A 12,585-nucleotide genomic window follows, 5' to 3' on the forward strand; every position below is an offset into this window, starting at 1 on the left:
GGACGCCCGGGGCCGCGACGGTGACCGTTCGTGTCGGTATCACTCCGCTTGGAATGTGACACGGGCAACTTTCTTCCGCCGGGAGGTTTCCCGGCCCCCTCCCGGGGGAGGACAGCTGCACACCCGCGATCTGGTTCTTGGCCGATCGCACCCACCCGCCGTGCGTTCATCCGCGCCGGCCCTGGGGCTGGGACATCACCGGGAGCGGCCGAAGGCCGTCTCCGCGCCCGACCGGAGAGCCACCACCTGCCGGCCGGGGCGCATTCACCGGCTGAACCTCCTCGGGGCGGAGAACGCACGACCGTGCACGTCCGACACAGTAAGGGGGCCCGTATGGACGCCTTCAAGGCCGGAATCCTGCAGCGCATAGCCAACGCCGAGCAGGACCTGCACCGCGCGATCGAGGCCGGGGACGAGTTCCTCGCCGAGGTGGAGCAGTCCGAGCTGGACGACCTCCGCCGACTCGCCGCCGAGCACGGCGTCGACACGGTGCTGGAGCGCCACCGCACCGCTGCCTGACCCGTCCGGTACCACCGACCCGTCGCCGGGACTCCGGCACCTGCGGCCCTGTGGGGGCCGTGCGAAACCCCAGGCCCTGGCATCCCCCGTATGCCAGGGCTCTTCGCATGCCCGGGCCCTTCGCACGTTTCGCGCGATTCACGTGTTTCGCATGTTTCGCGTGTTCGGGTTCGCCGCCGGCCCCGGGCTCTTGTCGTGCCCGGGGCCGGTCGGCGGGTGGCCCGTCGGCCGACCCCGGTCCGGGCCGACCGGAGCCGGTCAGTCCGCCCAGCCGGTCAGTCCGCCCAGGCGCGCAGCGCGGCCAGGCGCTCCTGCAGCGGCTCGTACACGCCCGGGGCGGCGGCCACGGTCAGCTCGCGGTCCGGGCCGTGCCCGGGGCGGCCGCCGGTCAGGGCGCCGGCCTCGGCGGCGATCAGGCAGCCGGCCGCGCGGTCCCAGGGGGCGAGGCCGCGCTCGTAGTAGCCGTCCAGCCGCCCGGCGGCGACGTCGCACAGGTCGACGGCGGCCGCCCCGCCCCGGCGGACGTCCCGCACCTCGGGCATCAGGGCCAGCAGCACCTCGGCCTGGCGCACCCGCACCGACTGGACGTAGTTGAAGCCGGTGGCGATCAGCGCCTGCCCCCACGGCGGGGCCGGGCGGGCCGAGAGCGGCGCGCCGTTCAGCCGGGCGCCCCGGCCCAGCACGGCGTGGAACAGCTCCTCGCGCGCCGGGGCGTACACCACGCCGACGACCGCCCGGCCGTCCACCTCGGCCGCCACGCTGACCGCCCAGGAGGGCAGCCCGTACAGGTAGTTGACCGTGCCGTCGAGCGGGTCCACGACCCAGCGGACCCCGCTGGTGCCGGACCGCTCGGCGCCCTCCTCGCCGAGGTAGCCGTCCGCCGGGCGGCGTTCGGTGATCAGCTCCAGCACGAGCTTCTCGGACGCGAGGTCCATCTCGGTCACCACGTCGACCGGGCTGCTCTTGGTGCCGGCCACACCGAGGTCGGCGGGGCGGCCGTCGCGCAGCAGGGCGCCGGCCTGCCGGGCCGCGTCCAGGGCGACGTCCAGCAGGTCGTCGAGGAGCCGGTCGTCGGGCTGGGCGGGGGCGGTCACGGGATTCTCCTCCGGAACGGCGGGACGGACGGTCGGCGGGCGGGCGGGCAGGACGGCCGGCACGCGGGACGGACGGTCAGCGCTCGGCGACGGCCGGGCGCGGAGCGCGCGGGTTGGGGCAGCAGGCCACCGCGCACACGTCCTGGCTGGGGCCGAGCCGGCCGAGGGCGCAGCGGGTCACATCCTCGCCGCGCTCGGTCGCGGCCCGCTCCAGGAGCAGATCGCGCACGGCGGCGGTGAAGCGGGGGTCGGCGCCGACGGTGGCGGCGCGGGCCACCGGCAGGCCGAGTTCGGCGGCCTTGGCGACGGCCTCGGTGTCGAGGTCGTACTTGACCTCCATGTGGTCGGAGACGAAACCGATCGGGACCATCACCACGGCGGGCGCGCCCTCGGCGTGCCGCGCCTCCAGGTGGTCGCAGATGTCCGGTTCCAGCCACGGGGTGTGCGGGGCTCCGCTGCGGCTCTGGAACACCAGGTCCCAGGGCCGGTCGGCGACGCCGGTGCGCTCGGCGACGGCCACGGCGATCAGCCGGGCCACGTCCAGGTGCTGGGCGACGTAGGCGCCGCCCGGCGTGCCGCGGGCCGGGTCGTCCGGGGCGCCGGAGGTCTCGGCCATGGTGTCCGGGATGGAGTGGGTGGTGAACGCGAGCCGGGCGCCGGCCCGGACGGCCTCGGGGAGCTCCGCCAGCGCGGCCAGGGTGGCGTCGGTCATCGGCTCGACGAAGCCGGGGTGGTTGTAGAAGTGCCGCAGCTTGTCGACCCGCAGCGCGGGCACGCCCTCCGCGGCCAGCGCGGCCAGCGCGTCGGCGAGGTTCTCCCGGTACTGGCGGCAGCCCGAGTAGCCGGCGTAGGCGCTGGTGGCGAGCACGGCGATCCGGCGGTGGCCGTCGGCGGCCATCTCGCGCAGGGCGTCGACCAGGTAGGGCGCCCAGTTCCGGTTGCCCCAGTAGACCGGCAGGTCCAGCCCGTTCTCGGCGAAGTCCTTGCGCAGCGCGGCGAGCAGCTCGCGGTTCTGCTCGTTGATCGGGCTGACCCCGCCGAACAGGAAGTAGTGCTTGCCCACTTCCTTCAGCCGCTCGGTGGGGATCCCGCGGCCGCGGGTGACGTTCTCCAGGAACGGGACGACCTCCTCGGGGCCCTCGGGCCCGCCGAAGGACAGCAGCAGCAGGGCGTCGTACGGGGCGGCGCCGGAGGGGGAGGGTTTGCGCGCGTCGGACATGGCACCGATCCTGCCACTGAGGGGTCGGGTGCCGTCGCCGGGGCCGCGCCGGTGTCCGGAAAATACCGTTTGCCAACGTACGTAAGCTGTGTACGCCAATCTTGTTCCTTACTTCACCCCTGACCCCGGTCCTCACTCCCCACGGAGATCCCCCGTGCTGTCCAGCTACCGCCGGATATTCGCCGCCCCCGGCACCCTGGCCTTCTCCTCCGCCGGATTCATAGCCCGTCTGCCGATCTCCATGGCGGGCATCGGCATCGTGACCATGCTCTCCCAGCTGACGGGGTCGTACGGCCTGGCGGGAGCGGTCTCGGCGACCATGGCCGTCGCCGCCGCCGCCCTCGGCCCGGCGGTCTCCTGGCTGGTCGACCGCCGCGGACAGCGCCGCATCGCCCTCCCGGCCACCGCGTTCACCGTCGCCGCCGCGACCGGACTCCTGCTCTGCGCCCACTTCCACGCGCCGTCCTGGACCCTGTTCCTCTTCGCCGTCGGCCTCGGCGTCATGCCCAGCGCCGGCGCCATGGTCCGCGCCCGCTGGGCCCACCTCTACCGCGACGACGCGGCCAAGCTGCACACCGCGTACTCCTTCGAGGCCGTCGTCGACGAGGTCTGCTTCATCGTCGGCCCGATCCTCGCCATCGGCCTGGCCACCAACGTCTTCCCCGAGTCCGGCGTCCTGGTGGCCGTCATCGCGCTCGCCGTCGGCATAGCCCTGTTCACCGCCCAGCGCCGCACCGAGCCACCGGTCCACCCGGCCGCGGCCCACAGCGGCGGCAGCGCCATCCTCAACGGCGGCCTGGTCGTCCTGGTGCTGACCTTCGTCGCCACCGGCGCGATCTTCGGCTCGGTCGAGATCGTCACCGTCGCATTCGCCGACGCCCAGGGGCACAAGGGGCTCTCCAGCGTCGTCCTGGCCGTCTGGGCGCTCGGCTCCGGCTTGGCCGGCGTCGTCTACGGGGCGCTCAAGCCCAAGAGCCCGCTGTCCACCCGCTTCCTCGTCGGCGTGGTGATGATGGCGCTCAGCATGATCCCCATCCTGGTCGTCGCCTCCACCGTGCACGGCGTCGGCGCCCTGATCGCGGCCGGTGCCGCCCTGCTGATCGCCGGCGTCGCCATCTCCCCCACCCTGATCTCCGCGATGGCCCTGGTCGAGCGGCTCGTCCCGGCCGCCAAGCTCACCGAGGGCATGGCCTGGACCACCACCGGACTCGCCCTCGGCGTGGCCTTCGGCTCCTCGGTCGGCGGCTGGGTGGTCGACGCCTCCGGCGCCTCGGCGGGCTACTGGGTGCCGCTGGCCGCCGGCGCCCTCGGCGTCGTCGCCGCGGTCTCCGGACTCGGCCGCCTGCGCGCCGGAGTCGCCGCGAACGAGCCCGCCGACGAGGCCGGACGACCCGTAGACGCCGAACGGTGAACTGACTAATCTCTCGCCCTACCCATGGGTAAGCCCGTGGGTAGGGCGGCCCGCCGCCCTGACCGCGCCGACCCGTTCGGCCACGGAGCAGGAGGCAGCGCAATGCCCCAGGCCAGTACCGCGACCCGCGGCCGGTGGACCAACTGGGCCGGCAACCAGAGCGCCCGGCCGGCCCGGGCCGCCGAGCCCGGCACCGCGGAGGAACTGGCCAAGGAGATCCTGCGCGCCGCCGAACAGGGCCGCACCGTCAAGGCCGTCGGCTCCGGCCACTCCTTCACCTCGATCGCCTCCGCCGGCGACGGCGTCCAGATCCGCCCGCACGCGCTCACCGCCGTCCGCGCGATCGACCGCGAGGCCGGCACCGTCACCGTCGAGTCCGGCCTGCCGCTGCACCGCCTCAACCGGGTCCTCGCCGCCGAGGGCCTCTCGCTCACCAACATGGGCGACATCGAGGTCCAGACCGTCGCCGGCGCCACCAGCACCGGCACCCACGGCACCGGCCGCGACTCCGGCTCGCTCGCCGCCCAGGTCCGCGCCCTGGAGATCGTCCTCGCCGACGGTTCCGTCAAGCGCTGCTCCCCCACCGAGAACCCCCGGCTCTTCCAGGGCGCCCGGCTCGGCCTCGGCGCCCTCGGCGTGATCACCGCACTCACCTTCGGCGTCGAACCGGCCTTCCTGCTCACCGCGCACGAGCAGCCGATGGACTTCGACGAGGTGCTGGAGCGCCTCGACGACCTCACCGCCGTCAACGAGCACTTCGAGTTCTACTGGTTCCCGCACACCGACCGCTGCGCCACCAAGCGCAACAACCGCAGCCAGGGGCCGGCCGCCCCGCTGCCCCGGTTCAAGGAGTGGCTGGAGGACGACTTCCTCTCCAACACCGTCTGGGAGGGCGCCTGCCGGGTCGGCCGGCGGTTCCCCGGCTCGATCCCCTCGATCGCCGCCCTGGCCAGCCGCGCCTGGTCCGAGCGCAGCTTCACCGACACCGCGTACCGGGTCTTCACCAGCCCGCGCAAGGTCCGCTTCGTGGAGATGGAGTACGCGGTGCCGCGCGAGGCCGTCGCCGAGGTGCTGCGCGAGCTGAAGGCCCTGGTCGAACGGTCCGACTGGAAGGTCAGCTTCCCGGTCGAGGTGCGCTTCGCCCCCGCCGACGACCTCTGGCTCTCCACCGCCTCCGGCCGGGACAGCGCCTACATCGCCGTCCACCTCTACCGGGGCACCGCCGACCAGGGCTACTTCACCGGCGTCGAACAGCTCATGACCGCCCATCAGGGCCGCCCCCACTGGGGCAAGCTGCACACCCGCGACGCCGAGTACCTGGCCGGCGTCTACCCGCACTTCGGCGACTTCACCGCACTGCGCGACGAGGTCGACCCGCGGCGGGTCTTCGCCAACGACTACCTGCGCCGGGTGCTGGGGGCCTAACTCGCGGGGGTGCCGTCGGCCGGCGGCGGGGTCGCGGTCGCCCCGGCCGGCTCGTTGCCGGGTACGGGCGGCCGCGAGGTGGCGCCGCCGGTGGGCTGCCCACCGCCCGCGGACGGGGAGGACCCCGCCGACGGGCTCGCGCTCGGGCTCGGGCTCGGGCCCGCCGAGGGTGAGGCCGTCCCCGCGCCGGTGCTCGGGGTGGAGCTCGGCTCCCGGCTCGGCCGGCTCGTCGCCGGGGCCGAGGCACCGCCGGACGGCGTGGCGTCCGCGCCCCGCTCGCCGCCCCGGGCCGGCCGCTCCGGCGGAGCGTCCTGCGGGCGGGAGGACTTGGGCGTCACCGCGCCGCCGAAGGAGGTGCCGTTGCCGGACTCGCCCTTGACCGTCGCCGACACCGGCTGCCCGGTGGCCAGTTCGAACACCACGATCGGCGTCATCGCCAGCACGAACACCAGCCCGGACACCACCGCGTAGGACTTCCAGCCCCACCGCCGGCGCGCCCGCACCACCTGCGGCTCGTTCCACTCCGCCGTGATCACCGGCGGCCCCGCGGGCTCCCCTGATTCCGCCGGCACCTGGCGCAGCGTGTTGACGGTCTGGTTCGGCCCGCGGTCCACCGCTTCGCGCAGCTGTTCCCCGGTCCGTCTGAAGACGTGCTGGAACACCGCGCCGCCGGTGGTGGCCCCGATGCTCACCACCGCGGCGCCCATGATCGTTCCGTACACGCCCAGTTCGGAGGCCAACAGCGCGCCCACGACGGCGGCCAGCGCACTCGCCACGACCTGAGCCACACTCAGATCGATTCGCCCACGCTCCTCCTTGCCGCCCTCCTCGGCGGGGCTCCGCTCCGGCATCAACATCCCTCGGTCCGTACGACTGTTCCTCGAACAAGCCACTCCATCTTGCCCAAAGAAGGACACAAGGGGCGAAAATGCGGTTCCGCACGCCCGGATTGTGTGAAGATGATCACCGTTCACCCGACGGCGGTCCGCCATCGGGGGCGCGCGCTCTTGAGATTCCCGTGAATCGCGGGAGACTTGAGCGGCGAGCCGCCCCTTCGGATGCCACGAATGGAGTACTGTTCGTAAAGCCTGAGCCTTGGGTCGACTTGTCGACTGCGCCTACACCGGCAGCTTCACGAGGAGCCACGGACCAGGCACGCACGGCGACGCCCGTCCCGGATCGTCGCGATCACTGCGCGTGCGAGGACGGCCGGGACACCCAGGCGCGACGTCGACGGATGACGTGGCAAAAAGGCAACCGTGCCACAGCGGCATGTCCGGGCCTAAGCCCGACACGCCGGGGAACTCAGCAAGGTTGTGGCCAGTCGCGAGTGGGCAGGCCACACTCAGTACGGGAGCAGCGACGCAGGTGACGTCGGCAGGCACCACCCGGGAGGTAACCGTGCCCGAACTGCGGGTTGTGGCCGTCAGCAACGACGGCACACGGCTGGTGCTCAAGGCTGCCGACAGCACGGAGTACACCCTCCCCATCGACGAGCGGCTACGCGCCGCCATCCGCGGCGACCGGCCGCGCCTCGGCCAGATCGAGATCGAGGTCGAGAGCCACCTCCGCCCCCGGGACATCCAGGCCCGGATACGAGCCGGTGCCTCCGCCGAGGAGGTCGCCCAGGCCGCCGGGATCTCCGTCGACCGCGTGCGCCGCTTCGAGGGCCCGGTCCTCGCCGAGCGCGCCTTCATGGCCGAGCGCGCCCGCAAGACCGCCATCCGCCGCAACGGCGAGTCCACCGGCCCGCAGCTCGGGGAGGCCGTCTCCGAGCGGCTCGCCCTGCGCGGCGCCGAGAAGGACACCGAACGCTGGGACTCCTGGCGCCGCGACGACGGCACCTGGGAGGTCATCCTCTACTACCGGGCCGACGGCGAGGGGCGCAGCGCCTCCTGGACGTACGACCCGCCGCGGCGCCTGGTCCAGCCCAACGACGACGAGGCCCGCGCGCTGATCGGCGAGAACGTCGAGCGCGAGGAGGAGTCGGTCTTCCCGTTCATCCCGCGGATCGCCCGGCTCCCCCAGGACCGGCCGCCCCGCCCGATGATCGACCGGCCCTCGGCCGACCGCATCATGTCGGCCCGCGAGGTCCGCGAGTCGCGGGAGGCCACCGCCGATTCCCGGGACTCGCTGACCAGCCTGCTCGACGTGGTCCCCGCCTTCCGCGGCGACCTCGCCGTCGGCAGCCCCACCGCGATCGAACCGGTGCCCGCGGAGGTCGCCGAGGAGAGCGAGGAGTCGGCCGCGGCCGCCGCCCCGGCGGTCGGCGCGGGCTCGGCCTACGCCGACATCCTGATGCCGCGCGCCGTCGCCCCGCACCGCGAGCGCCTGGTCGGCACCACCGACCGGCAGGCCGAGGCGGACGGCGTCCGGCCCGGGCGCCGGGCCACCGTGCCCAGCTGGGACGAGATCGTCTTCGGCAGCCGGCGCAAGAAACAGGAGTAGCGGCGGACACCGTGACGGGGCGGGAGGCCCGGCCTCCCGCCCCTCCGGCACGGCTCAGCCCGGCTGGTCGGTGACCGCCACCGGGCGGCCGTCGTCGCTCGACCACTCGCTCCACGACCCCGGGTACAGCGTGGCCGGCAGGCCCGCCACCTCCAGCGCCAGGATCTGGTGCGCCGCCGTCACCCCCGAGCCGCAGTAGACCGCGGTCTCCCGCTCCCCCGCGCCCAGCCCCCGGAAGCGGGCCGCCAGTTCGGCGACCGGGCGGAACCGCCCGTCCGGACCGACGTTCTCCGTGGTCGGCGCGGACACCGCGCCCGGCACGTGCCCGGCCTTCGGGTCCACCGGCTCGACCTCGCCCCGGTAGCGTTCCCCCGACCGGGCGTCCAGCAGCAGGCCGTCGCGCGCCCACACCGCCGCGCCGTCCGCGTCCACCGTCGGCAGCTGACCCGGCACCGGCTTGAAGTCTCCCTCGGCGGCCTCCGGCAGCTCGTCCGTCACCGGCAGTCCGGCCGCCCGCCAGGCCGCGAAACCGCCGTCCAGCACCCGGACGTCCCGGTGCCCGGCCCAGCGCAGCAGCCACCAGGCGCGCGCGGCCGCCATCGAGGCCGCGCCGTCGTACACCACGACCGGACGATCGGCGCTCACCCCGAAGCCGCGCATCGCCGCACCGAACACCTCCGGGTCCGGCAGCGGGTGGCGCCCGCCCCGGCCGGGAGCGCCGGGCGGGGCCGCGAGGTCCCGGTCCAGCTCGACGAAGTGGGCACCGGGCAGATGCCCGGCCCGGTACTCCTCGGCCGCGGTCGGGCCGCCCGGGGCGGCTCCGACCAGCTGGTGGCGCACGTCCAGCAGCACCGGCGGACGGGCGGAGGCGAGCGCCTCCCCCAGCTCGGCCGCGGAGATCAGCGGGGAACCCTCGTTGTAGGTGGTCATGGCGGCCATTGTCGCGCAGCGCCGCCGACCCGCCGCTCTTTGTGCGGACTTTGCCGGGATTTCCGCGCGGCCCGAGGGTTGGGCGCCCGTCAGGGTGGAAGCATCACCCTCGCGCCCGAGGATTCCCGTGCGCCAATCACCCATGAGGAGGCCCGCATTGCCCGCGGTGGAACTCCGACTGGCCCAGGGGACGCCCTGCTGGGTCAGCCTGCTGACCGATGACCTGGCCGGCGCCCGCGCCTTCTACGGCGAGCTGCTCGGCTGGACGTACACCCCGGGGCCGGGCCAGCTCGGCGACTACGTCCGGGCCGAGCTCGACGGGACACCGGTCGCCGGCCTCGGCCTCTCCACCGCCACCGGCTTCCCGGTGCAGTGGACCACCTACTTCGCCGTCGACGACGCCGACCGCACCGCCCAGCTGATCCGGGAGTGCGGCGGCACCGTCGCCGTCGGGCCGCTCCAGGCCGAACGCGCCGGGCGGATGGCCATCGCCTCCGACGTCTCCGGCGCCGTCTTCGGCCTCTGGCAGGGAGAGGAACACCTCGGCCGGGAGGCCGGAACCGACCCCGGCGAACCGGCCTGGGCCGAACTGCTCACCCCCGACACCGAGGGCGCCGCCGTCTTCTACGCCACCGTGCTCGACCGCTCGGTCCGGCCCGGCGCGGACGAGAGCTCCCTGCTGGTGCACGGCCGGCCGGTCGCCGGCATCCGGCACCGCGCCGACCTGCGCGGCCACCCGCCGCGCTGGCGCACCCACTTCGCCGTCCGGGACGCCGCCCTGACCGCCCGTCACGCGCTGGAGCTCGGCGGCCGGATCCTGGTCGAGCCGCACGAGACCTCGCACGGCCGCGCCGCCCGGCTCGCCGACCCCCAGGGCGGGCACTTCTCCGTCCTGGAACCGGCGGGCTGACGCCGCCCCGCGGGCTCGGGCCCGCTCGCCTCCGGGGTGGGAGCCCGCGGCTCAGACCTGCTGCTCCTCGAAGGGCAGCACGTCCGGGGAGAGCACCGAGGCGCGGGCCGTCGCCGCGGTCAGCCGGCGGCGGTGGTGGCGGCGGCAGAGCACCTCGTAGCCGATCTCGTCCTCGCTCACCGATATGTCGCCGATCACCACCTGGGCGCCCTCGACCACCATCACCCCGCCGACCGTACGGGCGTTGTGGGTCGCCCGCGCCCCGCACCAGCACAGCGCCTCGACCTGCAGCACCTCCACCCGGTCGGCCAGCTCGATCAGCCGCTGCGAGCCGGGGAACAGCCGGGTGCGGAAGTCGGTGGTGATGCCGAAGGTGTAGACGTCGATGCCCAGCTCGTCCACCACCCGGGCCAGCTGGTCGACCTGCTCCGCGGCGAAGAACTGGGCCTCGTCGCAGATCAGGTAGTCCACCCGGCCGCCCGCCGAGAGCCGCTGCACCACATGGGCGTGGAAGTCGAAGTCGTCCGTCACCTCGACCGCCTCGGCCCGCAGGCCCAGCCGGCTGGAGATCGTCGCGGCGCCCGCCCGGTCGTTGCGGGTGAGGATGACGCCCCGCCGGCCGCGCGCGGTGTGGTTGTGGTCCATCTGCAGCGCCAGCGTCGACTTGCCGCAGTCCATCGTGCCCGAGAAGAACACCAGTTCAGCCATGGGTGGAGCAAGGGCCTTTCAGATCAGGGGAGTTCGGGCACAGAGGGGTCAAGGACGCGGCTCAGCCGCGGACTTCCAGCAACGGCACGAACTGCTCGACCGGGGTCATCGAACCGTGCAGGCCGATCATCGCGGATTCGCCGGGCTCGTTGCGGGAGGCGACGATCGCGATGTCGTCGCGCGCCGCGGCGACCACGTCGCCGATCCGGGCGTACACCCGCTCGTCCACGACCGGGCCGAACCAACCCGCCTCGATCGCCTGGTCCCTGGTCGCGACCCACATCCGGTCGCCCAGCACCTCGCTCCAGACCGTGTGCACGTCGGCCGCGGCCCCCGGCACCGCGTACACGTGCCGGGCCCGCCCCTCGCCGCCGAGCAGGGCCACACCGGCGCCCAGCTCCCAGTCCTCGTCGAAGTCGATCCGGTCCTCCGGCGCGATGTCGATCATGCCGTGGTCGGCCGTCACGTACATCGCCGAGCGCGGCGGCAGCTGCTCGGCCAACCGGCGGGCCAGCCGGTCCACCGCGTCCAGCGTCATCCGCCACTCGTCCGAGTCCACCCCGAACCGGTGGCCCGCCCCGTCCAGCTCGCTGACGTAGGTGTACACCAGCGCCCGGTCGTGCTCGGCCAGCCAGGAGGCCGCCAGGTCCATCCGCTCCTCGCCCGTGGTCCGGCCGAGGAAGGTGCCGCCGGACAGCGCCACCCTGGTCAGCGGGGTCTGGGCGAACAGCGGGGAGGAGACCTGCGCGGTCGCCACCCCCGCCCGGTGCGTCTGCTCGAACACCGTCGGGTACGGCTGCCAGGCGTGCGGCTCGGTCGGCGGCTGCCAGCGCAGCTGGTTCATCAGGTAGCCGGCGCCCGGCACCGCCACCGTGTACCCCGCCAGGCCGTGCAGGCCCGGCGGCGTCCCGGTGCCGACCGAGGCCAGCGAGGTCGCCGTGGTGGACGGGAAGCCCGCGGTCAGCGGACGGCCGGTGCCGCCCAGCGAGCTCGCGGCCAGCGAGGACAGGAACGGCGCGTACTCGGGGTGGCGCAGCAGCAGTTCCCAGCCCAGGCCGTCGACCAGGAACACCACCACCCGGTCCGCCGGGGCGATCGGCAGCGTCGCGGTGAACCCGGGGACGCCGAGCCCCGCCGCCACCGAGGGCAGCAGGTCGCTCAGCGAACCGCTGCCGTAGGGGGGCGCGGGGGCCGCGGCCGGGTCAAGGATCTCGAAGGCGTCGTAGCCGTCGGCAGGAACGAAGGACATGGAACCGGATTCGTAGCGTTCGGAGGCGGCGATCAGGCCCGCGGGCCGTTGTCGATCGTCGCGTCGGACAGCGCCCGGGCGAACAGCAGTGCCTGGGACACCGTCTCCGGGCCGTCACCGGCCTCGCTCACCCGCAGCGAGAGGTCGTCGGCCGTCGCCGAGCCGGTGTAGCCGTGGTCGGCCTCGCAGTTCGGGTCCGAGCAGCCGGCCGGCTCCAGGTCCAGGCGCTGCACCGCGCCCCAGCCGATCGTCAGCACGACCTCGCGCGGCAGCGTCCCCGGCGTGTACGTCTCCGGGTTCGCCACCATCCGGCTCAGCACGACCGAGCCGATCCGGTCCAGCCGGACGCTCTCCGTCGACGTCGTCGCGAACGGCACCGAGGGGCTGCCCTCGGCCCCCGACTGCTCGTCGGTGTGGCTCACCACGAACCGGGTCGGGGTCAGCACCAGCACGGTCACGTGCCGGCGGACCTCGTTGGCGTCGAAGGTCGTCTCCTGGTGCACCAGGTAGGAGCTGATCGGCTCCGGGCCCACCGCGGCCTCCACCGCCTCGGACACCAGGGCCGGGTAGTAACCGCTGCGCTCGATAGCCGAGCGCAGGTCCTGAGTGCTGGTGGTACCGGTCTTCGCCATATCTCCATCCTGGCATGGTCCGCCGACGAAGCGGGCGGCA

12 protein-coding genes are annotated in these 12,585 nt (G+C 74.2%); 5 read left to right on the plus strand and 7 right to left on the minus strand.

The annotated features are described in order from the left end of the window. The first annotated feature begins 333 nt into the window (after positions 1-333). Positions 334-519, plus strand: coding sequence for a hypothetical protein (locus ACYP53_RS02190; protein WP_030057688.1), 186 nt, complete (start codon positions 334-336; stop codon positions 517-519). Between the two features lie 275 nt (positions 520-794). Here the strand turns inward: ACYP53_RS02190 and ACYP53_RS02195 are convergent, their stop codons facing one another. Together ACYP53_RS02195 and ACYP53_RS02200 are read right to left on the minus strand one after the other, a co-directional pair. Then, positions 795-1,613, minus strand: a complete 819-nt coding sequence (locus tag ACYP53_RS02195; protein ID WP_459646510.1) for an inositol monophosphatase family protein — start codon at positions 1,611-1,613, stop codon at positions 795-797. Between the two features lie 76 nt (positions 1,614-1,689). After that, entirely contained in the window at positions 1,690-2,832 is a 1,143-nt protein-coding gene (locus ACYP53_RS02200; protein ID WP_459646511.1) for a ferrochelatase, read from the minus strand. Between the two features lie 154 nt (positions 2,833-2,986). Between ACYP53_RS02200 and ACYP53_RS02205 the strand changes: the two genes are divergently transcribed. Beyond that, entirely contained in the window at positions 2,987-4,243 is a 1,257-nt protein-coding gene (locus ACYP53_RS02205) for an MFS transporter (protein WP_189922418.1), read from the plus strand. Positions 4,244-4,345: 102 nt separating this feature from the next. Further along, on the plus strand, positions 4,346-5,668 hold the full coding sequence (locus ACYP53_RS02210; RefSeq protein ID WP_459646512.1) for a D-arabinono-1,4-lactone oxidase: 1,323 nt from the start codon (positions 4,346-4,348) through the stop codon (positions 5,666-5,668). Here ACYP53_RS02210 and ACYP53_RS02215 read toward each other — a convergent pair. After that, the gene (locus ACYP53_RS02215; protein WP_459646513.1) at positions 5,665-6,519 is read right to left on the minus strand and encodes a hypothetical protein; all 855 of its coding nucleotides are present in this window, start codon (positions 6,517-6,519) and stop codon (positions 5,665-5,667) included. The genes ACYP53_RS02210 and ACYP53_RS02215 overlap by 4 nt on opposite strands. Positions 6,520-7,036: 517 nt before the next feature. Here ACYP53_RS02215 and sepH point away from each other — a divergent pair. Continuing rightward, a complete protein-coding gene (gene sepH / locus ACYP53_RS02220) occupies positions 7,037-8,116 on the plus strand; it encodes a septation protein SepH (RefSeq protein WP_189922412.1) in 1,080 nt (359 codons plus the stop codon). 54 nt (positions 8,117-8,170) lie between these two features. Here the strand turns inward: sepH and ACYP53_RS02225 are convergent, their stop codons facing one another. Then, positions 8,171-9,046: a sulfurtransferase gene (locus tag ACYP53_RS02225; RefSeq protein ID WP_459646514.1), complete on the minus strand. Its 876-nt coding sequence runs from the start codon at positions 9,044-9,046 to the stop codon at positions 8,171-8,173. A gap of 166 nt (positions 9,047-9,212) precedes the next feature. On the opposite strand from ACYP53_RS02225, the gene ACYP53_RS02230 reads away from it, so the two are divergent. After that, positions 9,213-9,956 carry a VOC family protein gene (locus ACYP53_RS02230; protein ID WP_459647941.1) on the plus strand — a complete coding sequence of 248 codons (744 nt, stop codon included), beginning with the start codon at positions 9,213-9,215 and terminating at the stop codon, positions 9,954-9,956. A 51-nt stretch (positions 9,957-10,007) separates the two neighbouring features. Here ACYP53_RS02230 and ACYP53_RS02235 read toward each other — a convergent pair whose 3' ends face one another. The 3 genes from ACYP53_RS02235 to ACYP53_RS02245 form a co-directional block, all read right to left on the minus strand. After that, positions 10,008-10,664 (minus strand): thymidine kinase, encoded by a 657-nt coding sequence (locus ACYP53_RS02235; RefSeq protein WP_459646515.1) that lies wholly within the window; start codon positions 10,662-10,664, stop codon positions 10,008-10,010. 61 nt (positions 10,665-10,725) lie between these two features. Continuing rightward, positions 10,726-11,913, minus strand: a complete 1,188-nt coding sequence (locus ACYP53_RS02240) for an alkaline phosphatase family protein (RefSeq protein WP_459646516.1) — start codon at positions 11,911-11,913, stop codon at positions 10,726-10,728. A 32-nt stretch (positions 11,914-11,945) separates the two neighbouring features. After that, on the minus strand, positions 11,946-12,545 hold the full coding sequence (locus ACYP53_RS02245; protein WP_189922404.1) for a DUF5998 family protein: 600 nt from the start codon (positions 12,543-12,545) through the stop codon (positions 11,946-11,948). Positions 12,546-12,585: the final 40 nt, after the last annotated feature.

It is taken from the genome of Kitasatospora sp. Ki12, assembly GCF_054601375.1.

Excerpts from the sequence above, each read along its gene's own strand:
- ACYP53_RS02190 (WP_030057688.1), top strand. The coding sequence starts at position 334 with ATGGACGCCTTCAAGGCCGGAATCCTGCAGCGCATAGCCAACGCCGAG.
- ACYP53_RS02200 (WP_459646511.1), bottom strand. The coding sequence starts at position 2,832 with ATGTCCGACGCGCGCAAACCCTCCCCCTCCGGCGCCGCCCCGTACGAC.
- ACYP53_RS02210 (WP_459646512.1), top strand. The coding sequence starts at position 4,346 with ATGCCCCAGGCCAGTACCGCGACCCGCGGCCGGTGGACCAACTGGGCC.
- ACYP53_RS02215 (WP_459646513.1), bottom strand. The coding sequence starts at position 6,519 with ATGCCGGAGCGGAGCCCCGCCGAGGAGGGCGGCAAGGAGGAGCGTGGG.
- ACYP53_RS02225 (WP_459646514.1), bottom strand. The coding sequence starts at position 9,046 with ATGACCACCTACAACGAGGGTTCCCCGCTGATCTCCGCGGCCGAGCTG.
- ACYP53_RS02235 (WP_459646515.1), bottom strand. The coding sequence starts at position 10,664 with ATGGCTGAACTGGTGTTCTTCTCGGGCACGATGGACTGCGGCAAGTCG.
- ACYP53_RS02240 (WP_459646516.1), bottom strand. The coding sequence starts at position 11,913 with ATGTCCTTCGTTCCTGCCGACGGCTACGACGCCTTCGAGATCCTTGAC.
- ACYP53_RS02245 (WP_189922404.1), bottom strand. The coding sequence starts at position 12,545 with ATGGCGAAGACCGGTACCACCAGCACTCAGGACCTGCGCTCGGCTATC.